Raw genomic sequence first — 25,264 nt, forward strand, 5'->3', positions numbered from 1 at the left:
AGTGATTGCGTCGCTCGTAGTAGGAACAGGGGAATGGTAGGCAGCCCCCGTCACCTCAACAACTGTCAGATCTGACAGGCAGTCCGCTATGGAACCGGAATTGCGGATCCGGCGAACAGATGAGCTCGGCCTCCAGGCGACCGAAGAAGGACACCCGCTCGCTGATGTCTTCGTCTGCGAACGTCTGTGCCAGGGCCAGGTAGTCCTGATAGTGACGCGCCTCCGAGCGCAGCAGGGAGACATAGAAGCGGCCAAGCTCCTCGTCCAGATGAGGGGCCAACCTGGCAAAACGCTCGCAGGATCGCGCTTCGATATAGGCACCGATGATCATCTTGTCCACCACGGCCGCCGGCTCGTAGGTGCGCACATGGGTCAGCAGGCTGCGGGCATAGCGGGAGGCGGTGACGGGACCATAGGGGATGCCCCGTGCGGCCATGATCTCCAGCACCTGCTCGAAGTGGTGCAGCTCCTCCTGGATGAGGCGCACCATGGGGAACAGCAGGGGATTGCGCTCCAGCTCGGCAAACACGCTCCTGTCTGATTCGCCCATGGTGCGCTTGCCGAGGATCTCCGCCTTCTCCGGCAAGGCATCGAGCTTCCGGTAGAAAGTCAGTTTGGGCAGCAGGTGACGCTTCTCCTTGGGCAGGCAGTAGCGGCGCACCAGGCTGTGGGCGGTGAGTGCCGCCTTGTTCTCGCAGTTGGCGTGATCGATAAGCAGGGTCGGCAACTGGGCGGGATCCCGCGCCATTTCCACCCACTCATCCGGGGTCTCGCAATGCAGGAACTGGCGAACGGGGGCTAACAGGTCATCCATCTGAACTCTCATCTGTTGATACGACACGCGGCGCCTGGCGCCGGGGGGCCTATGCTAACGGATCCCGCCCGGCCTGCCCACCGCCATCATGGCTCAGCCCGTCAGACGCCTGAGGGAGTCGCGGCGGATCAGGGTGCCGCTGAAGGCGGGCAGTGCGTCCCGACTCCCCTCCTCCACCATGGTGATCAGGCGGTTGATGGTCTCCTGGATCATCCCGTTCACCGGCATCTTGACGCTCGACAGCGCGGGAATGACGTAAGGGGCCAGGGGGATGTCGTCAAACCCCACCACCGAGACCTCGTCAGGCACCATCACACCGGCTTCGTGCAGCCGTTTGATGGCCCCGATCGCCATGTCATCGTTGCTGGCCACCAGGGCGCTGAAGCGAGCGCCTCGCGCCAGCAGGGCCGAGACGGCGGCCGCGCCACAGGCGGGGGTCCATTTGCCGGGGGCGATCAAGGTCTCCTGCACCGGAATGCCGTGCCGGATCAGCGCCTGCCGGTAGCCGGCCAGGCGCTCGGCGCCGGTGGGGGAATCCGCAGAGCCTGCGATGAAGGCGATCTCCCTGTGCCCCATGGCCACCAGCTTGTCCACCACCGCCTCCGCCGCCGCCTGCTGATCCGCATAGACGCAGTGGGCCGGATGGCGGCTCAGACGCCGGTTGAGCACCATGATGGGCTGCTCATGCTGCTCGATGATCTCGTCCATCTCCTCCACCCCAAGAAAGCGCGGATAGATGATGACGCCATCGCAACGGGAATCGAGCAGATACTGGATGGCCTGGCGCTCCTCGTCGGCGCTGTGCTTGCCGTCCGCCAGTATGAGCTGGCGCCCGCGATCCTCGGTCATCCGCGCCACCTGGGAGAGCAGCTCGCCGAAGTAGACGCCGTGGTAGAGGGTGTTGGTGACCACCAGTCCCAGGGTCCGGGTGTGCCTGGTCGCCAGCTGCCTCGCCACCAGGTTGGGGCGATAGCCGCACTCCTCGATGGCCTGCTGCACCCGGTCCCGGGTCTCCTGGCTGGTGTAACCATTGCCCGACAACACCCGGGAGACCGTCGCCTTCGACACCCCTGCCCGCCTTGCCACCTCCAGCATCGTCGTCATTGTGTTCTCCCTTGCTCGTAACGGGGCGCAGTGTACTGCACCGCCCCCGGCTTGTCGTCGCACGAATGGTGTGCTGGCCCGGGTTCAGTGATCCCATTCACGGATCCGGACGCTCGCTGCACAAGGTGCTTGTCTCCCGCGCTCAGGCCGCGCACTCTATGTGGAACCGGTTCCACATTCAGTTTCATGCGCGTTCCCGCCCTTCGCGGCGGCGGGGGCGAGCAGGCCCACTTGGTGAAAAGGATCTACCTCGATGTCAAAAAACTATGCGGCTCTGGCCGGTACCGTCATCACCGCACTCGGCGGCGCCGACAACGTCGTCGCCGTGACCCACTGCATGACGCGGCTGCGCTTTGTGCTCGGCGATCCCGCCTGGGTCAATGGCCCTGCCCTCAAGGCCATCACGGGCGTGCTCGGGGTGGTGCAGGCGGACAACCAGTGTCAGGTGATCATCGGCAATACCGTCTCCCACGCCTATCGCGAGGTGCTGGCCCTGCTGCCCCAGGGCGGCGGGCAGACTCCGCTTCCGGAGGCTTCCGCTGGCTGGAGCCTGCGCCGCATGGGCGCTGCCATCCTCGACGCCCTGATTGGCACCATGTCCCCCCTCATCCCGGCCATCATCGGCGGCTCCATGCTCAAGCTGCTGGCCATGGTGCTGGAGATGACCGGCGTGCTGGAGAAAGGCTCCTCGACCCTCACCATCCTCACGGTGGCCGGGGATGGGGCCTTCTTCTTCCTGCCCCTGATGGTGGCCGCCTCCGCCGCCGTCAAGTTCAAGACCAACATGTCCCTGGCCATCGCCATCGCAGGCGTGCTGGTGCACCCCAGCTTCATCGAGCTGATGGCCAGAGCCGCCGAAGGGGAGCAGGTGACCTTCGCCCTGGTCCCGGTGACCGCGGTCAAATACACCTACACCGTCATTCCGGCCCTGGTGATGACCTGGTGCCTCTCCTACATCGAAGGCTGGGTCGACCGCATCACCCCGGCGGTCACCAAGAACTTCCTCAAACCCATGCTGATCGTGCTGATCGCGGCGCCGCTGGCCATCCTCTTCATCGGCCCCGTCGGCATCTGGATTGGCACCGCCATCTCCGGCCTGGTCTACACGGTCCACGACTACCTGGGCTGGCTGTCGGTGGCCATCATGGGGGCGCTCTGGCCCCTGCTGGTGATGACCGGCATGCACCGCGTCTTCACCCCGACCATCATCCAGACCATCGCCGAGACCGGCAAGGAAGGCATGGTGATGCCCTCCGAAATCGGCGCCAATCTCTCTCTTGGCGGCTCGTCCCTGGCGGTGGCCTGGCGCACCCGAAACCCGGAACTGCGCCAGACGGCGCTCGCGGCGGCCGCCTCCGCCATCATGGCGGGGATCTCCGAACCCGCGCTCTACGGTGTGGCCCTGCGCCTCAAGCGTCCGCTCATCGCGAGCCTCATCAGCGGCTTTGTCTGCGGTGCCGTCGCCGGCATGGCGGGGCTCGCCAGCCACTCCATGGCCGCCCCCGGGCTCTTTACCAGCGTGCAGTTCTTCGATCCGGCCAACCCCATGACCATCGCCTGGGTGTTCGGCGTGATGGCCCTCTCGGTGGTGCTCTCCTTCGTGCTGACCCTGGTGATGGGGTTCGAGGACATCCCGGTCGAGAGCCCGGCCCCCCGCGCCGAGCCCGTGCAACCCGTCGCCACCAGCCAGGCGCAGGCCGGGCTGTGACACCCCATTCAGACATGACAAGAGGTAACCAATGTCGTTAACAAGATTTCCCGAGGGCTTTCTCTGGGGCGGTGCCCTGGCCGCCAATCAGGCGGAGGGCGGCTATCTCGAGGGGGGCAAGGGGCTGACCACGGTGGACATGATCCCCCACGGCCCGCGCCGCATGGCGGTCAAACTGGGCCAGGAGAAGCGCATCACCCTGCAAGATGACGAGTTCTACCCAAGCCACGGGGCCATCGACTTCTATCACCGCTATCGGGAGGACATCGCCCTGATGGCCGAGATGGGCTTCACCGTGTTTCGCACCTCCATCGCCTGGGCCCGTCTCTACCCCAGGGGAGACGAGCGCGAGCCCAATGCCGAGGGCATCGCCTTCTACCGTGCGGTGTTCGAGGAGTGCAGAAAGTACAACATCGAGCCCCTGGTGACCCTGTGCCACTTCGATGTGCCCATGCACCTGGTGACCGAGTACGGCTCCTGGCGCAACCGCCAGATGGTGGAGTTTTTCACCCGCTACGCCCGCACCTGCTTCGAGCAGTTCGACGGCCTGGTGAAGTACTGGCTCACCTTCAACGAGATCAACATCCTGCTGCACAGCCCCTTCTCCGGGGCGGGGCTGGTGTTCGAGCAAGGGGAACACCAGGATCAGGTGAAGTATCAGGCCGCCCACCACGAGCTGGTGGCCAGCGCCCTGGCGACCCGGATCGCCCACGAGGTGAACCCGGCCAACCAGGTGGGCTGCATGCTGGCGGGGGGCAACTTCTACCCCTACTCCTGCAAACCCGCCGACGTCTGGACCGCCCTCCAGAAAGATCGGGAGAACCTCCTCTTCATCGACGTGCAGGCCAGGGGCGCCTATCCGGCCTATGCGCAGAGGGTGTTTCGTGACAAGGGGGTCACTCTGGTGAAGGAGCCGGAAGATGACGAGATCCTCAGGCACACCGTGGATTTCGTCTCCTTCAGCTACTACGCCTCCCGCTGCGCCGCCGCCGACATGAATGCGGGCAACACCAGCGAGGCCAACGTGGTCAAGTCCCTGCGCAATCCCCACATCGAGGTGAGCGAGTGGGGCTGGGGCATCGACCCCCTGGGCCTTCGCATCACCCTCAACACCTTGCACGATCGCTACCAGAAGCCCCTCTTCCTGGTGGAAAACGGCTTGGGTGCAGTGGACGAAGTGAACGAGCAAGGGGAGATAGAGGACGACTACCGCATCGACTACCTGCGCGCCCACATCGAGGCCATGGGGGACGCCATCGAGGACGGCGTGCCCCTGATGGGGTACACCAGCTGGGGCTGCATCGATCTCGTCTCCGCCTCCACCGGGGAGATGAGCAAGCGCTATGGCTTCGTCCACGTGGACAGGGACGACGCCGGCCATGGCACCCTGGCCCGCCGGCGCAAGAAGTCGTTCTGGTGGTACAAGAAGGTGATCGCGAGCAACGGGGAGGATCTGGCCTGAGGCCCCCCTCAGTTTCGCCGCAAGGCGCATCCATGCAACAGGGGGGCCGAGGCCCCCCTGTTGTTCATCACGCTGGCAATCTGAAAACGTTTAACTGCCTTCGTTGAAGATCTCGAGGTTGCTGGTCCCTTCCTGCCACTCGCGCACGGCCTTGTTGTCGTCGCTGCGCAGGGCATTGAGGTGGTCCAGATAACCCTGATCCACGTCGGAGGTCACATAGTGACCGTTGAAGACCGAGGTCTCGAAATGGCGCAGCTCGGGGTTGATCTCCCGCACCGCCTCTTCCAGATCTTCCAGATCCTGGAAGATGAGGCCGTCGGCACCGATAAGCTTGCACACCTCTTCCACTTCACGGCCATGGGCAATGAGCTCGTTGGCGGTGGGCATGTCGATGCCGTAGACGTTGGGGAAGCGAATTTCCGGCGCGGCCGAGGCGAAGTAGACCTTGGCGGCACCCGCTTCACGGGCCATCTGGATGATCTGCTCGGAGGTGGTGCCCCGCACGATGGAGTCGTCCACCAGCAACACCTTCTTGCCCTTGAATTCGGAGCTGATGGCGTTGAGCTTGCGGCGCACCGACTTCTTGCGCTGGGTCTGGCCCGGCATGATGAAGGTACGGCCGATGTAGCGGTTCTTCACGAAGCCCTGACGGTACGGCAGGCCCAGGGTGTGGGCGATTTCCAGCGCCACGTCGCAGGAAGTCTCGGGGATGGGGATGACCACGTCCACGTCGAGATCGTCCCACTCCCGTGCGATCTTCTGGCCCAGCTTGCGACCCATGTTGAGGCGGGCGGCATAGACGGAGACCTTGTCGATGAAGGAGTCGGGACGGGCGAAGTAGACGTATTCGAAGATGCAGGGGTTCATCTGCGGGTTCTCCGCACACTGCTCGGAGAAGAGCTGGCCCTGCTCGGTGATGTAGATGGCCTCGCCCGGGGCGACGTCACGCACCGTCTCGAAACCGATGGCGTCGAGGGCCACGCTCTCGGAGGCGAGCATGTACTCCACCTGCCCCTGCTCGTCGACCCGGCGACCCAGGATCAGCGGGCGAATGCCGTTCGGGTCACGGAACCCGATGAGGCCGTGGCCGATCACCAGAGAGACCACGGCATAGGCGCCGCGGATCTGCTGGTGCACCTTGCGCACCGCCGAGAAGATATCTTCCGGACGCAGCGCCATCTTGTCGCACAAGTCCAGCTCGTGGGCCAGCACGTTCAACAGCACTTCGGAGTCCGAGGTGGTGTTGATGTGGCGGCGGGCCACCTTGAACTGCTGCTCCTTGAGCTCCTTGGCGTTGGTGAGGTTGCCGTTGTGGGCCAGCACCATGCCGTAGGGGGAGTTCACGTAAAACGGCTGCGCCTCTGCCGCACTGGAGCTGCCTGCGGTGGGATAACGGACGTGTCCGATGCCGATATTCCCTTTCAGGCGCTGCATGTGGCGCACTTCAAACACATCCTTCACCAGACCGTTGGCCTTGCGTTGCCGGAAGTTTCCACTGTCAATGGTCACGATCCCGGCGGCATCCTGTCCCCTGTGCTGCAACACCGTCAAGGCGTCGTAGAGGGCCTGATTGACGGGGGTGGTGCCAACTATACCGACAATACCGCACATGTCTTTGCTACCTCGAAGTCACTGTACCTGTTGAAGAAAACTGGACGAGTTCATCATGAACCCGAAAAACCACTGGATCACCGGCTTGAACTCCGGCACCAGCCTGGACGCCACCCACCAGTCGCTCTGGGAGAGGCTGGTGAAGGTATCCATGAAAAACAGCAGGGCGCTGACGATCAGCACCCCGCGAATGGCGCCAAAACAGACCCCGAGCACCCTGTCGGTGCCGGAAAGCCCGGTCTTTTCCACCAGCAGGCCCACCACGTAGTTCACCACGCTGCCGAGGATCAGGGTCGCCACGAACAGGGCGGCGATGGCCAGACCGTTGCGAACCATGGCATCGGAGAAAGAGGTGAAATAGACGGCGAGATCAGGATAGAAATGGCTGGCAATGAAAAAGGCGACGAACCAGGTGACCAGAGACATGGCCTCCTTGAGAAAGCCGCGCACCAGGCTGATGAGGGCGGAGAAACCGACGATGCCGATGATGGCGTAATCAATCCAGACCATAGAAAAAGATGTCCTGCGAAATTGCGGCGCAGTCTAACAAAAACGATTGCGCAATGCTTGATAAAATTGTGTTACAGGCCCGAAGGGAGCTATCCCTTCCCCTTGCGGCGGGTTTCCCGGGCCCAGAATGCACAACGCCATGGCATGCCATGGCGTTGTCGTCTGCAACGAGCGCTTACCCGATGTGGGTCAGGCCGCCCATGTAGGATTGCAGCGCAGCCGGGATGGCGATGCGGCCATCTGCCTGCTGGTAGTTCTCGAGCACGGCCACCAGGGTACGACCCACCGCCAGACCGGAACCATTCAGGGTGTGAATGAGCTGCGGCTTGCCGTCGATGCGCACGCGAGCCTGCATGCGGCGCGCCTGGAAGTCGGTGCAGTTGGAAACGGAGGAGATCTCGCGATAGGTGTTCTGGGCCGGCAGCCACACTTCCAGATCGTAGGTCTTGGCGGCGCAGAAGCCCATGTCACCGGTGGAAAGCGCCATCACGCGATACGGCAGCTCCAGCAGTTGCAGCACCTTCTCGGCGTGACCCACCATCTCTTCCAGGGCATCCCAGGATTTTTCCGGGTGCACCAGTTGCACCATCTCGACCTTGTCGAACTGGTGCATGCGGATGAGGCCACGGGTATCACGACCGTAGGAGCCCGCTTCGGAGCGGAAGCAGGGGCTGTGGGCGGTCATCTTGATGGGCAGCTCCTGCTCGTCGAAGATCTCGTCACGGGCCATGTTGGTGAGCGGCACTTCGGAGGTCGGGATGAGGGAGAACTTGCGCACCTTGCCTTCGTCTTCCCCTTCCCCTTCGATGCCGGTATTGAAGAGGTCCTGGGAGAACTTGGGCAGCTGGCCGGTGCCGTACAGGCTGTCCGGGTTGACCAGATAGGGCACGTAGCACTCGGTGTAGCCGTGCTGCAGGGTGTGCAGGTCCAGCATGAACTGGGCCAGGGCGCGGTGCAGACGGGCAATCTGGCCCTTCATCACCACGAAACGGGCGCCGGAGAGCTTGACGCCGTTCTTGAAGTCGACCCCCTTGGCCGCCTCACCCAGATCGATGTGATCGCGTACCGGGAAATCGAACTCACGCGGGGTACCCCAGCGGCGGACCTCCACGTTGTCGCTCTCGTCACGGCCCACCGGGGTGGTCTCGCTCGGCAGGTTGGGGATGGCGTCGGCGATCCCCTTGAGCTGGGCCAGCAGGGCCTCCAGCTCGACCTTGCTGGTCTCGAGCTCGTCGTTGATCTTGGTCACCTCGGCCTTGAGGGGGGCAACATCTTCACCACGACGGGCAGCCTCACCGATGGACTTGGAGCGGGCGTTGCGCTCGGCCTGCAGCTCCTGGGTGCGGGACTGCAGATCCTTGCGTTTCTCTTCCAGAACATTGACCGCCGCTACGTCCAGAACGTAGCCACGTGTCGCCAGACGAGCGGCAGCTTCGGTGATGTCGCTGCGCAGATATTTGGGATCCAGCATGGTTTACCTACTTTTTTTAATGGGATCTGGGCCCGGGTCATCGTGACCGGGTTGGGAAACAGATCCGGAAGTTAACATCGGTTGGCGCACCCCTTTGCCTTCGGAATCGGGCCTTCGAAATCAAGAAGATGGTGCAAGGCCAAGACAACCGGGGTCAGACGGGCAGTGTAGCAGACCGCCCCCCCGCCCGAACAGGGACTATTGCGCCCGTTTTTGCCGGGCCCCCCTCCCCTGATAACCCTGCCGTGCGCTTTCCGGGCAAGGGGCTTGAAGGTCTTTCCTATCGCTTGCGCGGACTCTGCTTGTCCAGCTCATGCAGATAGTCGAGCTTCTGGGCTATCTGCTTCTCAAGCCCCCGCTCGGTGGGCTGATAGTACTGCTTGCCGGCAAGCTCCGGGGGGAAGTACTGCTCGCCGGCGGCATAGGCCCCCGGCTCGTCGTGGGCGTAGCGATACTCGGCGCCGTAGCCCAGCTCGCTCATGAGCTTGGTAGGGGCATTGCGAAGGTGCGGCGGCACCTCGAAGTCCGGCAGGTTCTTGGCGTCATGAAGCGCCGCCTTCCAGGCGGTGTAGACCGCATTGCTCTTGGGGGCGCAGGCGAGGTAGACGATGGCCTGGGCGATGGCCCGCTCCCCTTCCGCCGGGCCGATGCGATGGAAGCAGTCCCAGGCCGAGAGCGCCACCTGCATGGCACGGGGATCGGCGTTGCCCACATCTTCCGAGGCAATGGCCAGCAAGCGGCGGGCGATGTAGAGGGGATCGCAGCCGGCGCTCACCATGCGGGCATACCAGTAGAGGGCCGCATCCGGCGCCGAGCCGCGAATGGACTTGTGCACCGCCGAGATGAGGTCGTAGAAGTGATCGCCGCCCTTGTCGAAACGGGCCACGTGCTCTCCCACCACGGCGGCGAGCAGGGTACTGTCGATCACCCGCGCCCCTGAGCTGTCGGCCTCGGCCATGTCGGCCAGGAGCTCCAGATAGTTCAGAGACTTGCGCCCGTCCCCGTCCACGGCTTTCGCCAGCGCCTCCTTGGCCCCGGGGGCAAAGCGCAGGCTAGGGTCATTGAGACCGCGCGGGTCCTGCATCGCCTGATCGATCATGGCGAGGATGTCCTGCTCCTCCAGCCTCTTGAGCAGATAGACCCGGGCCCGGGAGAGCAGCGCATTGTTGAGCTCGAACGAGGGGTTCTCGGTGGTGGCGCCGATGAAGGTGATGGTGCCGTCTTCGATGTGGGGCAGGAAGACATCCTGCTGGCTCTTGTTGAAGCGGTGGACTTCATCCACGAACAGGATGGTGCGCACCCCGCGCCAGCCGTTCTCCTTCGCCTTGTCGAGGGCCGCGCGGATCTCCTTGATGCCGGAGGTGACCGCCGAGAGCCGCTCCACCTCCGCCTGGCAGTAGTGGGCAACCAGTTCTGCCAGTGTGGTCTTGCCGGTGCCGGGGGGCCCCCAGAGGATCATGGAGTGGCAGTGCCCCGCCAGGATCGCTTTTCGCAGGGGCTTGTCCGGCCCCAGGATATGCTGCTGGCCGATGTACTGCTCGAGGGTTTGCGGCCGCATCCGGGCCGCAAGCGGACGAAAGTCCGAGGAGAAATCCAGGGATAAATTGCTCATCTGCATTGACCTTGCATCTGATCGGTCATAAACAACACCCGGTCAGACGATAACGCCGGTAACGGCTGGCTCATCAGCGCTGGTCGTCCAGCTCGACCCCCTTCGGGATCTTGAAGACAAATTCGTTGCCCTTGAGCACCGGCTTGCGGTTGAAGCTGCTCAGGGTGAACTCGCTCCACTGGCCCTGGGCCTCTTTCACGTCGAAGCGACTGATGTTGTTCTGACGGTCGAAGGTGATGCGAAAGGAGGCGATCAGCTCGTCCTTGTTGCGGCTGGTGACGGTATAGACATCCCCTTCCTGGGTCACGTCATAGTTCTTCCAGAGGCTGTTGTCGTTGCCCGCGATGAGCACGAAGGGGGTGTTGAGCACCGCATCCTTCATCTTGAGGGCGGTGACCTGCTCGACGAAAGGATCGTACACCCACACATCCTTGCCATCGGCCACGATCAAACTCTCGTCCGGGGAGGTAGTGTGCCAGTTGAAGCGGTTGGGTCGCTGCACCAGCAGGGAACCGCTCGCCTTTTGCAGCTCCTTGCCCTTGCTGTCATAGACAGTCTGGGCAAACGTCGCGGAGAAGACATTGACGGAGGAGAGCTTCTCCTTGAGATCGCTGGCCGCATCGGCCCATACCTGGCTGCTGGCGACCAGCAGAATGGAACCCATCAACAGTTGTTTTTTCATCAGGCTCTTCATAGGGAGGTTCTCGATAAAAGGCCACGCCCGCAGAGGGCATGGCCAGAATGATACAGGGGTTAGGCTTAGTCACGAACCGGCGGCGGTGCCAGCACGTCGCGCTGGCCGTTGCCGCCCGGGGCGCTGACGATGCCCTGGTTTTCCATCTGCTCGATGAGACGGGCCGCCCGGTTGTAACCGATCTTGAACTTGCGCTGGACGCTGGAGGTGGAGCCACGGCGGGATTCCACCACGAAGGCCACCGCCTCGTCGAACAGGGGATCGAGCTCTTCATCGCCGCCCCCGCCGAAGTCGCCACCGCCGCCCTCGCCGTCCGACTCGCCGGAGAGGATCTCGTCGATGTAATCCGGCTCGCCACGCAGTTTCCAGTCCGCCACCACCTTGTGTACCTCGTGGTCATCGACGAAGGCACCGTGGACACGGGTGGGGTTGGAGGTGCCGGCAGGCATGTAGAGCATGTCACCCATGCCGAGCAGGGATTCGGCGCCCCCCTGGTCCAGGATGGTGCGCGAATCGATCTTGCTCGACACCTGGAAGGAGATACGGGTCGGGATGTTGGCCTTGATGAGGCCGGTAATGACATCCACCGACGGACGCTGGGTCGCGAGGATAAGGTGAATACCGGCCGCCCGCGCCTTCTGGGCGATACGGGCGATAAGCTCTTCCACCTTCTTGCCGACGATCATCATCATGTCGGCGAACTCGTCCACCACCACCACGATGTGGGGCAGTTTTTCCAGCTCCGGCGGCATCTGATCCATGGAGTCGCCCGGACGCCACAGGGGGTCGACCAGGGGATCCCCCGCCTCGATGGCGGCCAGCACCTTGTCGTTGTACCCCTTGAGGTTGCGCACCCCGACCGCGGACATCAGCTTGTAACGACGCTCCATCTCGCCTACGCACCAGCGCAGGGCGTTGGCGGCATCCTTCATGTCGGTGACCACCTCGGTCAGCAGATGCGGAATGCCTTCATAGACCGAGAGCTCCAGCATCTTGGGGTCGATCATGATGAAGCGCAGATCCTCGGGGGAGGATTTGTAGAGCATGGAGATGATCATGGTGTTCACCCCCACCGACTTGCCCGAGCCCGTGGTACCGGCCACCAGCAGGTGGGGCATCTTGGCGAGGTTCACCACCACGGGTTCCCCCGCGATGTCCTGACCCAGCCCCATGGTGAGCGGATTGCGGCTGGCCGCGAACGCCTCGCAGTCGAGGGTTTCCCGCAGGTAGACGGTCTGGCGTACCCGGTTGGGCAGCTCGATCCCGACGAACGTCTTGCCCGGGATCACTTCCACCACCCGCACGCTGCTGGCAGAGAGAGAACGGGCGAGATCCCGGGAAAGATTGGTGATCTTGCTCGCCTTCATGCCCGGCGCCAGGTCCAGCTCGAAGCGGGTAATGACGGGACCGGGATAGACGCCCACCACCTTGGCCTGCACGTTGTAATCGGCGAGCTTCGCCTCCACCAGCCGGCCCATGCGCTCCAGCTCGTCCTTGCTCATCATCTGGGTCTTGGTGGGCGGCCTGTCCAGCAGATCGATGCTCGGCAAAGGGGCCAGACCGGGCTGGGGACGGCGCTTGGCTTTCACCGGCGCCGCGGCAACGGGAGCATCGGGTTCGTCATCCCCCTCCGCCCAGGGCAAGTCGAGGTCATCTTCCTCCTGGCGCACGGCAGGACGCGGACGGCCATTGGCCACGCGCTTGCCCTTGGCGGCAGGCGCCGGAGCCTCGTCCTCTTCGTCGTCAAACTGCGGATCGAACTGGAAGGTGTCTTCGTCAAGCTCCGGCAGCCATTCGTCAGCTTTTGTCTTTTGAGCGCGATTCTTCGCCTTGGGGTTGCGTGTCCAGCTGCCGTGGGGGTCTTCGTCATCCTCTTCCTGCTGGAAGCTGCCCACGCCCCCTTCCAGCAGGGGATCCGGCCCCTCATAGCGGGGCTGGCGCCAGCCACCGGTGAGCCAGCGGCCCAGAGTGGTGGGGAAATGGTAGATGGCGCTGACAGAGCCGGTGCAGGCAGCACCGATGCGCTCGACAATGGTGAGCCAGGACCAGCCGGTAAAGAGGGTGATGCCGGTCGCCACGAAGCAGAGCAGCATCAGGTTGGCCCCCACGCCGCCAAACAGCGGCACCACGGCGGAGGCGATCACATCCCCCACCAGGCCGCCGGCGGAAAAGTTCTGCAAGTCGTTGAAGTTCATGCTGGCGATGGCGGACATGCCAAGCACCGTCAGCACGAAGCCGATGATCCGTACCGACAGGGTGAGGTAGTCCACTTCCAGCAGCTTGCTCGGGCGCCAGAACAGGCTCCAGCCAAGCAGCACCACCAGAGGGGGCACCAGATAGGAGAAGGCCCCGAAGGTAAACATGGTGATGTCGGCGAGCCAGGCACCGGCGCTGCCCGCGAGGTTTTTCACCTCCCCTTGCCAGGAGGTTTGCGACCAGCCGGGATCGGCGGGATGGTAGGTCAGCAGGGCAAGCAAAAGATAGGCAGCCATCAGGGTGATGGCGATCAAGACGGCCTCGAAGATCCGTTGTGTACCTGATAAAGGAGTAAACAGCTTTTTATCGGCCAAACTCCGGCTCCTTTGTGAAAACATGAATGCGGGGATAGGGGGCCTAGTATCCCTGAAAAGCCCACCGATTGTCAGCCAGTGCCTGAGGGCGGGCCTGAAACTCTCTATAAGAAGAAACGAGCGGACCGGCCGCTCGTTTCTGACTATCGTGACTCGTCATGGAACTTGCAAGTCACAGCACAACCCCGCTTATCGGGTGCTGATCACCAGACGACTGCTCTGTTTGACCTCTTCCATCACCACGTAGGTGCGGGTGTCGTTCACGCCCGGCAGACGCAGCAGGGTTTCACCCAGCAGGCGGCGGTAAGCGGACATGTCGCTGACGCGGGTCTTGAGCAGATAGTCGAAATCACCGGACACCAGATGGCACTCCTGGATCTCTTCGAGCACCTGAACAGCCTTGTTGAACTGCTCGAACACATCGGGGGCGCCACGATTGAGAGTAATTTCCACGAACACCAGCAGAGACGCGTCCAGATAATGAGGGTTCAGAATGGCGGCATATCCTTCGATATACCCTTGTCGCTCCAGGCGACGAACCCGTTCCAGACACGGTGTGGGACTCAGGCCAACTCGTTTGGACAACTCAACGTTCGAAATCCTGCCATCCTTTTGCAGTTCATTCAGAATGTTGCGGTCAATCCTGTCCAAATCCTTTAGCCGACTCTTAGCTTCCATCATTTAATTCCATCCTTTGGCTATTTTTTGGTAAGAATCACCAGTCATTTTATAATAATGGTCACAAATCCTGTCAATACCTGAATATACTAGGCGCAAATGTCGCTTAACATCTAGGCAACATAAACCACCAATCGATAGACGAGGGATAGCATGATTATCGGTGTACCTAAGGAAATAAAAAACCATGAATATCGCGTAGGCATGGTTCCGGCCAGTGTACGTGAACTGACAGCACGAAACCATACTGTTTTCGTCCAAAGCGGCGCAGGAAATGGCATTGGGTTCAGTGACGCAGATTATCTGGCTGCCGGAGCCGAGATCCTGGCCTCCGCTGCCGAAGTTTTCGCCAAGGCGGAGATGATCGTCAAGGTCAAGGAACCCCAGGCAGTGGAACGGGCCATGCTGCGTCCCGGCCAGACCCTCTTTACCTATCTGCATCTGGCGCCGGACCTGGCCCAGACCCAGGATCTCATCGACAGTGGTGCCGTCTGCATCGCCTATGAAACCGTCACGGACGGTCGTGGCGGTCTGCCCCTGCTGGCCCCCATGTCGGAAGTGGCCGGACGCATGTCTATTCAGGCCGGTGCCCAGGCACTGGAGAAATCCCGTGGCGGCAGCGGCGTGCTGTTCGGCGGTGTGCCCGGTGTGGAACCGGCCAAGGTGGTGATCATCGGTGGTGGTGTGGTGGGCTCCAACGCAGCCCGCATGGCCGTCGGCCTGCGTGCCGACGTCACCATCCTCGACAACAACGTCGATACCCTGCGCCGTCTCGACAGCGAGTTCCAAGGGGCTGCCAAGGTGGTCTACTCCAACCGCGAGACCCTGGAGCGTCATCTGCTGGCGGCGGACCTGGTCATCGGCGGCGTGCTGGTGCCTGGCGCCACTGCGCCAAAACTTGTCAGCCGTGACCACATTGCTCGCATGAAACCCGGTGCGGCCATCGTGGACGTGGCCATCGATCAGGGCGGCTGTGTCGAGACCTCCCATGCCACCACCCATGAAGATCCCACCTTCATCGTCGACGAGGTGGTGCACTACTGCGTGGCCAACATGCCGGGTGCGGTGGCGCGGACCTCCACCGTGGCCCTGAACAACGCCACCCTCCCCTTCATCATCAAGCTGGCCGAACAGGGCTATCGCAACGCACTGCTCGCCGATCCCCACCTGTTGCACGGCCTGAACGTGATGGCGGGCAAAATCACCTGCAAGGAGGTTGCCGTGGCCCACAACCTGGCTTACACGGATCCCCTGACCCTGCTGAACTGATCGCGTCCCTGCAAAGGGAGGTAGATGAGTGAAAATCCGCCCGCGATGGGCGGTTTTTTTATGCCTGCCATCCCCGGCTCACCCCTCTTGTTGGCGATTGCCCCAATCGATGCGCTGGCCTTTGACCACGGATCACGAATTACCTACAATCGCGCAAACTCATCACGTCTCGGAAATCACATCATGAGCCAAGTCACTCACAGCAAACTGCTGATCCTGGGATCCGGCCCGGCAGGTTACACTGCGGCCGTCTATGCCGCTCGCGCCAACCTCAATCCCCTGCTCATCACCGGCATGCAGCAAGGTGGTCAGCTGACCACCACCACCGAAGTGGAAAACTGGCCAGGGGACGCGGAAGGGCTGACCGGCCCGGCCCTGATGGAGCGCATGAAAGAGCATGCAGAGAAGTTCGATACCCGCATCCTCTTTGATCACATCAATGAAGTGACGCTGACCGAGCGTCCCTTCCGCCTCAAGGGCGACAACGGTGAATACACCTGCGATGCACTGATCCTCGCCACCGGCGCCTCCGCCAAATACCTGGGTCTGCCCTCCGAAGAGGCCTTCAAGGGCCGCGGCGTCTCCGCCTGCGCCACCTGTGACGGCTTCTTCTACCGCAATCAGGAAGTGGCCGTGGTCGGCGGCGGCAACACCGCCGTGGAAGAGGCACTCTATCTGGCCAACATCGCCAAGAAGGTGCACCTCATCCATCGCCGCGACGAGTTCCGCGCCGAGAAGATCCTGATCAAGCGCCTCAACGACAAGGTCGAGAGCGGCAATATCGTCCTGCACACCCATCAGACCCTGGACGAAGTACTGGGTGACGACATGGGCGTCACCGGCGTGCGCCTGCGCAGCACCCGGGATGACACCACCTCCGAGCTGCCGCTGATGGGGGTCTTCATCGCCATCGGTCACCAGCCCAACACCCAGATCTTCGAAGGGCAGCTGGCGATGGAAAACGGCTATCTGAAAGTGCGTGGCGGACTGGAAGGGTTCGCAACCCAGACCAGTATCCCGGGCGTGTTCGCCGCCGGCGACGTGGCCGACCACGTCTACCGCCAGGCGATCACCTCCGCAGGGACCGGCTGCATGGCCGCCCTCGATGCAGAGCGATATCTGGACGCACAATAATCGGAAGGATATAAAGGGCATGCCAGTTGGCATGCCCTTTTTTATTGCAAGGAGCAGGATGAAACGAAAAATAATGATAGTGGAAGACAGCCTGACGGTACGCCGTATGCTGACCCAGGCCATTGCGCAGCAGACCGGACTGGAAATCGACGCGTTCGATACCCTTGAAGGGGCTCGCGATTGCCATGGGGAAGATTATGTGGTCGCCCTGGTGGATCTCACCCTGCCGGACGCCCCCGGCGGAGAGGCTGTCAACGTGCTGAGGGAGCGTGGGTTGCCGGTGGTGATCCTGACGGCCGACATCAGCGAAGAGAAGCGGGAAGCCTGGCTGGAGGCCGGGGTGCTGGACTATGTGATGAAGGATTCACGTCACTCCCTGCAATATGCCGTCGGTCTGGTGCACCGCCTCTACCTCAACCAGGCCATCGAAGTCTTGGTGGTCGACGATTCACGCACCTCCCGTCACCGTACCGCGGCCCAGTTGCGCAAGCAGTTGTTGCAGGTGCACGAGGCCAATTCAGCCCGCGATGCGCTGGCGCAGCTCGAGCAGCACCCCGCCATTCGCCTGATGCTGGTGGACTACTACATGCCGGAGATCGATGGCATCAGCCTGGTGCGAATGCTGCGCGAGCGCTACAGCAAGCAGCAGCTCGCCATCATCGGCATCTCGGTGTCGGACAAGCACGGCCTCTCGGCACGCTACCTCAAGCAAGGGGCGAATGATTTTCTCAATCAGCCCTTTGAACCCGAGGAGCTGCAGTGCCGGGTCAGCCACAACCTGGAGGCTCTTGAGCAGTTCAACAACATCCAGGAATCGGCCAACCGAGACTACCTGACCGGACTTTACAACAGACGCTACTGGTTCAACGAGGGTCAAAAGTGGTTCGAGGAGCATCAGCGCCATCAGGCGCAGCTCTCCCTGTGCGTGCTCGACGTGGATCACTTCAAGCAGGTCAATGATCACTGGGGGCACGCCATCGGCGATCAGCTGCTCTGTCATCTGGCCAGGCTGCTCACCCAGTTCTTCCCGGATGCCATGATAGCCCGATTCGGTGGCGAAGAATTTGCCCTGATGGTGCCCCACTGCCCCGTTCCCGTGCTGCTCAAGCGGCTGGAAGGGCTTCGTCTGCAAATGCGCCAGCAACCGCTGTCGCGGGAGATATCGCTCTTTGTGCGCGCCAGTTTCGGCGTCATCAATGTCGGGCGGCTCTCCATGGACGAGGCGCTGAGCGAGGCAGATCGCCAGTTGTATCAGGCAAAGAATACCGGGCGAGACAAGATAGTCTGTCAGGACGTCTGAGCAAGCATCAGCAGAGACACTCCGTGTAGTACCGCCCGGCGCCCCTTGTGTGGCGGCCGCCGGGTCAATCCCTTCTTCACCGTTCAATAGGTCTTGTCGACCCGCACTCCATCGTTGAAATAGAGGATGCGCACCTTGTCGCCCTGCGCAAAGACCATGGCCGGATCGTAATCCTGGATCACGTTGATGAGCCCGTTCTGCTCGTTGCGGATCAGCAGCTCCACCAACTTGTTCTCCACCACGCTGCCCCCTGACTGAAACTGCTGCACCGCCGCCGCTCCCGCCAGCGCCCCGACCGCTGTGGCAATTTCCCGCCCGTGCCCACCGCCAAACTGGTTGCCGAGCAGCCCGCCAAGCACGGCCCCTCCCAGGGTTTTCCAGCCGGAATGCTCTGATTCCACCATCTGGCGCTGGGTGATGTTGCGCACCGCATCCACCTGGCCGAAGACCACCTGCTCCACCGGACGCGCCGTGTTGCGTTCATACACTGCACTCCAGGCCGGCGCCGTGACAAAGCCAAGCAAGCTGGATACTATCAGGATAATGGCCTTCATCTATGAACCTCTGCCTTATGTCTCGCTATCTTACCGAACTGGATGATGAGCTGTGCTGGTTTCCCTCCCCCAGCCATGCGCTGGAAGAACCCAACGGGCTGCTCGCGATTGGGGGAGATCTCTCCCCCGCTCGATTGCTGGCAGCTTACCACAGCGGGATCTTTCCATGGAATGAACCCCATCAGCCACTGCTGTGGTGGTCACCGGACCCCAGGGGAGCCATCGTGCCCGAGGAACTCCACATCGGCCGCAGCCTGCAGAAGTGTTTGCGCCGCACCCCCTTCGAGATTTACATCAATCGCGCCTTTGATGACGTCATTGCAGCCTGCGCCGCGCCTCGTCGCACCGCCAGCGGCACCTGGATAAGTGCCCCCATGATCGACGCCTATCGGCGCCTTCATCGCCTCGGTCATGCCCACTCCATCGAGGTCTGGCAGGATGATCAGTTGCAGGCAGGTCTCTATGGTCTCTCCCTGGGCAGACTCTTTTGTGGTGAATCCATGTTCAGCCGCATCGACAATGGCGCCAAACTGGCCATGGTGGCCCTCTGTCGCCACTTTGCAGGGCATGGCGGTGCCCTCATCGACTGCCAGATGCAAAACGACTTTCTGGCCACGCTGGGCGTCCAGGAGTGGCCAAGGCAGCGCTTTCTGACCACCCTGGCCACCCTGACCCGGCAACCGTTGCAAGAGGGATGCTGGCAACCGAGGAGAATCAGCCTATGAGTGAAGAAGTGATCCTCAAGGTCGGGCTGACCCCCAGGCACCCGTGCAGCTACCTCGGTCACGAGCAGGAGCAGTTGCTGGTCCTGATGGACCATGAATTGCTCAACGCCACCGGGTACGAACGGCTGCTGACGGCAGGATTCCGGCGCAGTGGCAACGACATCTATCGTCCTCACTGCCCCGCCTGCAGCGCCTGCCAATCCTTGCGCATACACAGTGAACGCTTCATCCCGAGCCGTGGGCAGAAACGCATCCGCCAGTTGAACCGGGATCTCGAACTCGTGCTGAGCTATGACGACAAGCCCGAGTATTACCAGCTCTATGAACGCTATATCCGTGAGCGTCATCGGGATGGCAGCATGTATCCTCCGAGCCGGACCCAATACAAGGGGTTCCTGCACTGCGACTGGATGCCCCCCCTTTATCTGGAGATACGCAAGGAGGGACGCCTCATCGGCGTGGCCACCACGGACCTGCTTCCCCACTCTCTGAGCGCCATGTACACCTTCTTCGACCCCGACTATGCCGACCGGTCGCTCGGCACCTTCGCCATCCTGAGCCAGTTGGAACTGGCCAGACGTACCGGTCGTCAGTGGCTCTATCTGGGGTATCTGGTGGAGGAGTGCCGCAAGATGAATTACAAGCGCCAATACCTGCCCCATGAGCTGCTGGTACAGGGCGAATGGAAAAAAATCGACACCAAGCCCGAGTAAACTTTACACATAGCCTTAAATCCGGCATGATCCAGCGGTTTTTTGTTGTGGCTTATCAAGAGGATTCAATGGCTAAAGAAGACAGTATTGAGATGCAGGGTACCATTCTCGAAACCTTGCCCAATACCATGTTCCGTGTGGAACTGGAAAATGGTCACGTGGTTATCGCTCATATTTCCGGCAAGATGCGCAAAAACTACATCCGTATCCTGACTGGGGACAAAGTAACGGTGGCTCTGACTCCGTACGATCTCTCCAAGGGACGTATTGTTTTCCGCTCTCGCTAAGCCAGGAATTCAGCAAAAAACCCCAGCCTCTCGGTTGGGGTTTTTTGTCATTTCCGGCCTTGCTCACAGTCAGTGAGAGACAGCTTCAACGTTGACCTGAAAATCAAAGCTGAGGCTGTTGTTCACCAGCTCGACCTTCACAATGCCGCCATCGACCAGGGAACCGAACAGGATCTCGTTGGCCAGGGGCTTCTTGAGGTGCTCCTGAATGACCCGGCCCATGGGTCTTGCCCCCATTGCCCTGTCATACCCTTTCTCTGCCAACCAGTGGCGCGCCTCTTCAGACACCTCCAGTGAAACGCCCTTGGCATCCAGCTGAACCTGCAGCTCGACGATGAACTTGTCGACCACCTGATGGATCACTCCCATGTCGAGATGGTTGAACCAGATGGTGTGATCGAGCCGGTTGCGGAACTCCGGACTGAACGTCTTGTTGATCACCGCCATGGCATCGTGGCTCATGTCCTGCTGCTGGAAGCCGATGGACTTGCGCTGGGTTTCCTGAACCCCTGCGTTGGTGGTCATCACCAGGATCACATTGCGAAAATCTGCCTTGCGCCCGTTGTTGTCCGTCAGGGTGCCGTTGTCCATCACCTGCAGCAGCAGGTTGAAGACATCCGGGTGCGCCTTCTCGATCTCGTCAAGCAGCACGACGGAGTGCGGATGCTTGAGGACGGAGTCGGTCAACAGCCCTCCCTGCTCGAATCCCACGTAACCGGGAGGAGCCCCGATCAACCGGGACACGGTATGGCGTTCCATGTATTCCGACATGTCAAATCGCAATACCTCGACCCCGAGCGCCTTGCCCAGTTGCTGGGTCACTTCGGTCTTGCCCACCCCGGTCGGGCCGGCAAACAGGAAGCAGCCCACAGGTCGGCGTTCGTTGCCAAGCCCTGAACGTGACAACCGAATGGCATCGGTCAGCACCTCGATGGCCTTGTCCTGCCCGAACACCACCATCTTGAGATTACGCTCCAGGTTCTTCAGCACTTCCTTGTCGGAGGAGGAGACAGATTTCTCGGGAATACGGGCAATCTTGGCAACAATGGCTTCGATTTCCGGCACATTGATCACCTTCTTGCGCTTGCTGACGGGCAAGAGGCGTTGCCCTGCCCCCGCTTCGTCGATGACGTCGATGGCCTTGTCAGGCAGATGGCGATCATTGATGTACTTGGCGGAGAGCTCCACCGCCGCCCGGATCGCCTTGACGGTGTAACGCACGCCATGGTGAGACTCATAACGGCTCTTGAGTCCCATCAGAATGCGAGTGGTGTCGTCTACTGTGGGTTCGACGATGTCGATCTTCTGGAAGCGGCGAGCAAGGGCCCTGTCCTTCTCGAAGATCTGGGCATATTCCTGGTAGGTGGTGGAGCCCACGCAGCGCAGCAAACCATTGGAGAGCAGCGGCTTGATGAGGTTGGCCGCATCCAGCTGGCCACCGGAAGCCGCACCAGCGCCAATGATGGTGTGGATCTCGTCGATGAAGAGGATGGCCCCCTCCTGACGTTCGATCTGCTTGAGCAGCACCTTGAGGCGCTTCTCGAAGTCACCACGATACTTGGTGCCCGCCAGCAGGGAGCCCATGTCCAGGGAGTAGATGGTGCTACCCGCAATCACCTCGGGCACATCCCCCTTGACGATACGGTAGGCAAGCCCTTCGGCGATGGCGGTCTTGCCCACGCCGGCTTCCCCGACCAGCAAGGGGTTGTTCTTGCGGCGGCGGCACAATACCTGAATGGTACGATTGAGCTCCTGATCACGGCCGATGAGCGGATCGATGCGCCCCTCCAGCACCAGCTGGTTGAGGTTGGTGGCAAAGCTTTCTATCTGGGCAGAGGATACCTCGTCATCAGATTCCGCATTGTTGCCACCACTCTCGGGCTTGTTGTCCTTGCGCACCCCGTGGGACAGGAAGTTCACCACATCCAGGCGGCTTATTTCGGCTTTTTTCAGGAAGTAGGCGGCCTGGGACTCTTGTTCGCTGAAGATGGCGACCAGGACATTGGCACCGCTCACCTCGGTATTGCCGGACGACTGGACATGGAAGACGGCACGTTGCAGCACGCGCTGGAAGCCCAGCGTCGGCTGGGTTTCCCTGTCTTCGTCGTCACGGGGGATGAGCGGGGTCGTTTGATTGATGAAGGCGCGGATCTCTTTGCGCATCTGTTCCACATCCGCACCACATGAACTCAGCGCCTCATGGGCTGAGCTGTTATCCAGCAGGGCCAACAACAGGTGCTCGACGGTCATGAATTCGTGGCGCTCGTCACGGGCCAGCTTGAAAGCCTCGTTCAGCGTCTTTTCTAGATCTTTGTTCAACATAGGCACCTCCCCTCAGTACAGCAACAATGCGGTGTCGTTATCGCCATCAAGTCATCAGATTCAAGCCTTTTCCATGGTACATAGCAGTGGATGTTCGTTGTTACGTGAATAGGTGTTGACCTGGACCACTTTGGTCTCGGCAATCTCGGCGGTAAATGTGCCGCAGACTCCCTTACCACTATAATGCACGCTCAGCATCACCTGAGTGGCCTTCTCCAGATCCATACCAAAGAACCTTTGCAGCACCTCCACCACGAACTCCATCGGTGTGTAGTCGTCGTTGTTCAGGACGACCTTGTACATGGGTGGCGGTTGCAGCTTCGTTTTCTCTGCTTCTGCAATCTCTTCATTAGCAAAGAGTTCTTTCTGCTTGCTCATAGTTGCGCTTTGGTACCTCTAGATTACTACCGTGTCGCTCAAGATTGTCAATAGACTTGTTAACCAGATCACATCGGTTGTTAACAACTTCTTGACTCGCTTAAAAGTTGGACTAGATTGGTTACTTGCTAATCGGCGCCCGTCTGCTACGGGGTCATGCCCTAGTTATATAAGGCTGGCGCAGGTTACTCAACGACTTCAGGGTAATCAATAAAAGGATGTAGATGTATGGCAACCGGAACAGTCAAGTGGTTCAACAACGCAAAAGGATTTGGGTTTATCTGTCCGGAAGGCGGTGGTGAAGACATCTTCGCTCACTACTCCACGATTCAAATGGAAGGTTACAAGACCTTGAAAGCAGGTCAGGCAGTCAACTTTGAACTGCAGCAGGGGCCGAAAGGAAATCATGCCTCTGTCATCGTGCCAAACGAAGCACAGAACATCTAAGAGTCAAACTGGATAAATTAAAAAGCGGCATCCCAAGGGATGCCGCTTTTTTATGGACAGGCACGAAGAGGGGAACAAGAAAGGCAAGGCCTTCCCTGTTCCCTGCTGCCGCTACCTCAGCGAGCCAGCAGGATGTTCAGCATGCGGCGCAGCGGCTCGGCGGCGCCCCACAGCAGCTGGTCACCCACGGTAAAGGCGGCCAGGTACTCCGGGCCCATGTTGAGCTTGCGCAGACGACCCACCGGGATGCTGAGGGTGCCGGTAACGGCAGCCGGGGTCAGCTCGCGGGCGGTGATGTCGCGATCGTTGGGGATCACCTTGACCCAGTCGTTGTGGGCAGCCAGCAGGGCTTCGATTTCGGCCAGCGGCACGTCTTTTTTCATCTTGATGGTGAAGGCCTGGCTGTGGCAGCGCAGGGCGCCGATGCGCACGCACAGACCATCCACCGGAATGGCGGCGTTTTCGATGCCCAGGATCTTGTTGGTCTCGGCCTGGCCCTTCCACTCTTCACGGCTCTGGCCGTTGTCGAGCTTGGTGTCGATCCAGGGGATGAGGCCACCGGCCAGCGGCACACCGAAGTTGTCCACCGGCAGGGTGCCGGAGCGGGTCTTCTCGGTGATCTTGCGCTCGATGTCGAGGATGGCGGAGGCTGGATCCGCCAGCTCCACCGCCACTTCATCCCGCAGCATGCCCATCTGGGTGACCAGCTCGCGCATGTGGCGGGCACCACCACCGGAGGCCGCCTGATAGGTGGCCACGCTCACCCACTCCACCAGATCGGCCTTGAACAGGCCACCCAGGGCCAGCAGCATCAGGCTGACGGTGCAGTTGCCGCCAACGAAGGTCTTGATGCCGTTGTTCAGGGCATCCTCGATGACGTCGCCGTTGACCGGATCCAGGATGATGACAGCGTCCTTCTCCATGCGCAGGGAGGAGGCGGCGTCAATCCAGTAGCCCTGCCAGCCGGCGGCTTTCAGACGCGGATAAACATCCTTGGTGTAGTCGCCGCCCTGGGCGGTGATGATGACGTCCTGTGCGGCCAGCGCCTCGAGATCGAAGGCGTCCTGCAAGGTGCCGGCATCGACACCAAAATTGGGGGCGGCCTCACCGGCCTGGGAGGTGGTGAAGAAGGTGGGTTGAATGCGGGCAAAATCCTTCTCTTCCTGCATCCGGCTCATCAAGACCGAACCCACCATGCCACGCCAACCGACCAAACCTACTTTTTTCATAATGTCCTACCCTGGATAGCTGCTTATAGAAATCGTGTGTGGTACCCGTGACCCCCTGCCTTGGCGCCAGCCGTTTACAAGGGATTCACAATATATGAGTTGCAAAAAATGCGTCTGTCCACATTACGGATTGTGACGGCGGGCGCAAGTCGAATTGCGCAATATTCTGTGCCATTCGCTGCAATATCCGTCGGCCTGGCCGACCTGCGGGCAGCCGGTTGGCATCCTGCTTCCAGTTGGGGCATCATTGAGACCGACCGGCAGCCCCGCTGCCCCTCGGGGACGGCCCCGAGGCCTCCTGATACGCAGGGACGACCCTGCTTCCTGCGGAATCTGCCTTATGTCGTGGTTGCTCCTGCTGTTGGCCGGCCTGTTCGAGGTCGCCTGGGCCATTGGCCTCAAGTACACCGACGGTTTCAGCCGTCCCCTCCCCACCCTGCTGACCCTGAGTGCCATGGGGGTGAGCGTGCTGCTGCTCGCCATGGCGGTCAAGCAATTGCCCCTTGGCACCGCCTACGCGGTCTGGACCGGTATCGGCGCGGTCGGCACCGTGCTGATGGGGATCTGGCTGTTCAACGAACCGGCCACCCTGGCCCGGGTGCTCTGCCTGCTGCTCATCATCGTCGGCATTCTGGGTCTGAAATTCATCGGTTAGGCGCGCTGAAAGGGCCG

23 protein-coding genes are annotated in these 25,264 nt (G+C 61.2%); 10 read left to right on the forward strand and 13 right to left on the reverse strand.

Going from position 1 to position 25,264, the window contains the following annotated elements; genetic code table 11:
- Nucleotides 1–55 precede the first annotated feature (55 nt).
- A complete protein-coding gene (gene miaE / locus H7R73_RS13300; protein ID WP_103260011.1) occupies nucleotides 56–814 on the reverse strand; it encodes a tRNA isopentenyl-2-thiomethyl-A-37 hydroxylase MiaE in 759 nt (252 codons plus the stop codon).
- 93 nt (nucleotides 815–907) lie between these two features.
- The gene (locus H7R73_RS13305; RefSeq protein WP_103243232.1) at nucleotides 908–1,918 is read right to left on the reverse strand and encodes a LacI family DNA-binding transcriptional regulator; all 1,011 of its coding nucleotides are present in this window, start codon (nucleotides 1,916–1,918) and stop codon (nucleotides 908–910) included.
- A gap of 253 nt (nucleotides 1,919–2,171) precedes the next feature.
- Here H7R73_RS13305 and ascF point away from each other — a divergent pair, with 253 nt between their 5' ends.
- Together ascF and H7R73_RS13315 are read left to right on the forward strand one after the other, a co-directional pair.
- Nucleotides 2,172–3,626, forward strand: a complete 1,455-nt coding sequence (gene ascF / locus H7R73_RS13310) for a PTS cellobiose/arbutin/salicin transporter subunit IIBC (RefSeq protein WP_103260010.1) — start codon at nucleotides 2,172–2,174, stop codon at nucleotides 3,624–3,626.
- A 31-nt stretch (nucleotides 3,627–3,657) separates the two neighbouring features.
- Entirely contained in the window at nucleotides 3,658–5,088 is a 1,431-nt protein-coding gene (locus H7R73_RS13315; RefSeq protein WP_103260009.1) for a 6-phospho-beta-glucosidase, read from the forward strand.
- A 90-nt stretch (nucleotides 5,089–5,178) separates the two neighbouring features.
- Here the strand turns inward: H7R73_RS13315 and purF are convergent, their stop codons facing one another.
- The 7 genes from purF to lrp form a co-directional block, all read right to left on the reverse strand.
- Complete coding sequence (purF, locus tag H7R73_RS13320; protein WP_010674523.1) at nucleotides 5,179–6,699, reverse strand: amidophosphoribosyltransferase; 1,521 nt, start codon at nucleotides 6,697–6,699, stop codon at nucleotides 5,179–5,181.
- A gap of 18 nt (nucleotides 6,700–6,717) precedes the next feature.
- Nucleotides 6,718–7,209, reverse strand: coding sequence for a CvpA family protein (locus H7R73_RS13325; RefSeq protein ID WP_010674522.1), 492 nt, complete (start codon nucleotides 7,207–7,209; stop codon nucleotides 6,718–6,720).
- 175 nt (nucleotides 7,210–7,384) lie between these two features.
- Nucleotides 7,385–8,680 (reverse strand): serine--tRNA ligase, encoded by a 1,296-nt coding sequence (gene serS / locus H7R73_RS13330; RefSeq protein WP_103260008.1) that lies wholly within the window; start codon nucleotides 8,678–8,680, stop codon nucleotides 7,385–7,387.
- Between the two features lie 280 nt (nucleotides 8,681–8,960).
- A complete protein-coding gene (locus tag H7R73_RS13335) occupies nucleotides 8,961–10,298 on the reverse strand; it encodes a replication-associated recombination protein A (protein WP_041211365.1) in 1,338 nt (445 codons plus the stop codon).
- Nucleotides 10,299–10,365: 67 nt separating this feature from the next.
- Nucleotides 10,366–10,974 carry an outer membrane lipoprotein chaperone LolA gene (gene lolA / locus H7R73_RS13340; protein ID WP_039039163.1) on the reverse strand — a complete coding sequence of 203 codons (609 nt, stop codon included), beginning with the start codon at nucleotides 10,972–10,974 and terminating at the stop codon, nucleotides 10,366–10,368.
- 77 nt (nucleotides 10,975–11,051) lie between these two features.
- Nucleotides 11,052–13,556 carry a DNA translocase FtsK gene (locus H7R73_RS13345; RefSeq protein WP_103260007.1) on the reverse strand — a complete coding sequence of 835 codons (2,505 nt, stop codon included), beginning with the start codon at nucleotides 13,554–13,556 and terminating at the stop codon, nucleotides 11,052–11,054.
- A gap of 189 nt (nucleotides 13,557–13,745) precedes the next feature.
- Nucleotides 13,746–14,237: a leucine-responsive transcriptional regulator Lrp gene (gene lrp, locus H7R73_RS13350; protein WP_005300047.1), complete on the reverse strand. Its 492-nt coding sequence runs from the start codon at nucleotides 14,235–14,237 to the stop codon at nucleotides 13,746–13,748.
- Nucleotides 14,238–14,387: 150 nt separating this feature from the next.
- On the opposite strand from lrp, the gene ald reads away from it, so the two are divergent.
- The 3 genes from ald to H7R73_RS13365 all read left to right on the forward strand — a co-directional run bounded on the left by ald (nucleotide 14,388) and on the right by H7R73_RS13365 (nucleotide 17,937).
- The gene (ald, locus tag H7R73_RS13355) at nucleotides 14,388–15,503 is read left to right on the forward strand and encodes an alanine dehydrogenase (protein WP_182951163.1); all 1,116 of its coding nucleotides are present in this window, start codon (nucleotides 14,388–14,390) and stop codon (nucleotides 15,501–15,503) included.
- A 183-nt stretch (nucleotides 15,504–15,686) separates the two neighbouring features.
- Nucleotides 15,687–16,637: a thioredoxin-disulfide reductase gene (trxB, locus tag H7R73_RS13360; RefSeq protein ID WP_010674516.1), complete on the forward strand. Its 951-nt coding sequence runs from the start codon at nucleotides 15,687–15,689 to the stop codon at nucleotides 16,635–16,637.
- Nucleotides 16,638–16,695: 58 nt separating this feature from the next.
- Nucleotides 16,696–17,937, forward strand: a complete 1,242-nt coding sequence (locus tag H7R73_RS13365; RefSeq protein WP_029314438.1) for a diguanylate cyclase — start codon at nucleotides 16,696–16,698, stop codon at nucleotides 17,935–17,937.
- Nucleotides 17,938–18,020: 83 nt separating this feature from the next.
- Here H7R73_RS13365 and H7R73_RS13370 read toward each other — a convergent pair whose 3' ends face one another.
- Entirely contained in the window at nucleotides 18,021–18,491 is a 471-nt protein-coding gene (locus H7R73_RS13370) for a glycine zipper 2TM domain-containing protein (RefSeq protein WP_010674514.1), read from the reverse strand.
- A gap of 17 nt (nucleotides 18,492–18,508) precedes the next feature.
- Here H7R73_RS13370 and aat point away from each other — a divergent pair, with 17 nt between their 5' ends.
- The 3 genes from aat (at nucleotide 18,509) to infA (ending at nucleotide 20,216) form a co-directional block, all read left to right on the forward strand.
- Nucleotides 18,509–19,216: a leucyl/phenylalanyl-tRNA--protein transferase gene (aat, locus tag H7R73_RS13375; RefSeq protein ID WP_182951165.1), complete on the forward strand. Its 708-nt coding sequence runs from the start codon at nucleotides 18,509–18,511 to the stop codon at nucleotides 19,214–19,216.
- Nucleotides 19,213–19,929 (forward strand): arginyltransferase, encoded by a 717-nt coding sequence (locus H7R73_RS13380; RefSeq protein ID WP_041215290.1) that lies wholly within the window; start codon nucleotides 19,213–19,215, stop codon nucleotides 19,927–19,929. Before aat ends, H7R73_RS13380 begins: the two co-directional genes overlap by 4 nt.
- 68 nt (nucleotides 19,930–19,997) lie before the next feature.
- Entirely contained in the window at nucleotides 19,998–20,216 is a 219-nt protein-coding gene (gene infA, locus H7R73_RS13385; RefSeq protein WP_005300033.1) for a translation initiation factor IF-1, read from the forward strand.
- A gap of 69 nt (nucleotides 20,217–20,285) precedes the next feature.
- Here infA and clpA read toward each other — a convergent pair whose 3' ends face one another.
- Nucleotides 20,286–22,538, reverse strand: coding sequence for an ATP-dependent Clp protease ATP-binding subunit ClpA (gene clpA / locus H7R73_RS13390; protein ID WP_010674511.1), 2,253 nt, complete (start codon nucleotides 22,536–22,538; stop codon nucleotides 20,286–20,288).
- Between the two features lie 60 nt (nucleotides 22,539–22,598).
- Complete coding sequence (gene clpS / locus H7R73_RS13395; RefSeq protein WP_005325410.1) at nucleotides 22,599–22,916, reverse strand: ATP-dependent Clp protease adapter ClpS; 318 nt, start codon at nucleotides 22,914–22,916, stop codon at nucleotides 22,599–22,601.
- 228 nt (nucleotides 22,917–23,144) lie between these two features.
- Between clpS and cspD the strand changes: the two genes are divergently transcribed.
- A complete protein-coding gene (gene cspD, locus H7R73_RS13400) occupies nucleotides 23,145–23,363 on the forward strand; it encodes a cold shock-like protein CspD (protein WP_010674510.1) in 219 nt (72 codons plus the stop codon).
- A gap of 116 nt (nucleotides 23,364–23,479) precedes the next feature.
- On the opposite strand, the gene asd is transcribed toward cspD, so the two are convergent.
- Nucleotides 23,480–24,592: an aspartate-semialdehyde dehydrogenase gene (asd, locus tag H7R73_RS13405; protein WP_103260006.1), complete on the reverse strand. Its 1,113-nt coding sequence runs from the start codon at nucleotides 24,590–24,592 to the stop codon at nucleotides 23,480–23,482.
- A 340-nt stretch (nucleotides 24,593–24,932) separates the two neighbouring features.
- Between asd and sugE the strand changes: the two genes are divergently transcribed.
- The gene (gene sugE / locus H7R73_RS13410; RefSeq protein ID WP_042016284.1) at nucleotides 24,933–25,247 is read left to right on the forward strand and encodes a quaternary ammonium compound efflux SMR transporter SugE; all 315 of its coding nucleotides are present in this window, start codon (nucleotides 24,933–24,935) and stop codon (nucleotides 25,245–25,247) included.
- Nucleotides 25,248–25,264: the final 17 nt, after the last annotated feature.

Source organism: Aeromonas sp. WP2-W18-CRE-05 (assembly GCF_014168615.1).
GTDB lineage: Bacteria > Pseudomonadota > Gammaproteobacteria > Enterobacterales > Aeromonadaceae > Aeromonas > Aeromonas caviae.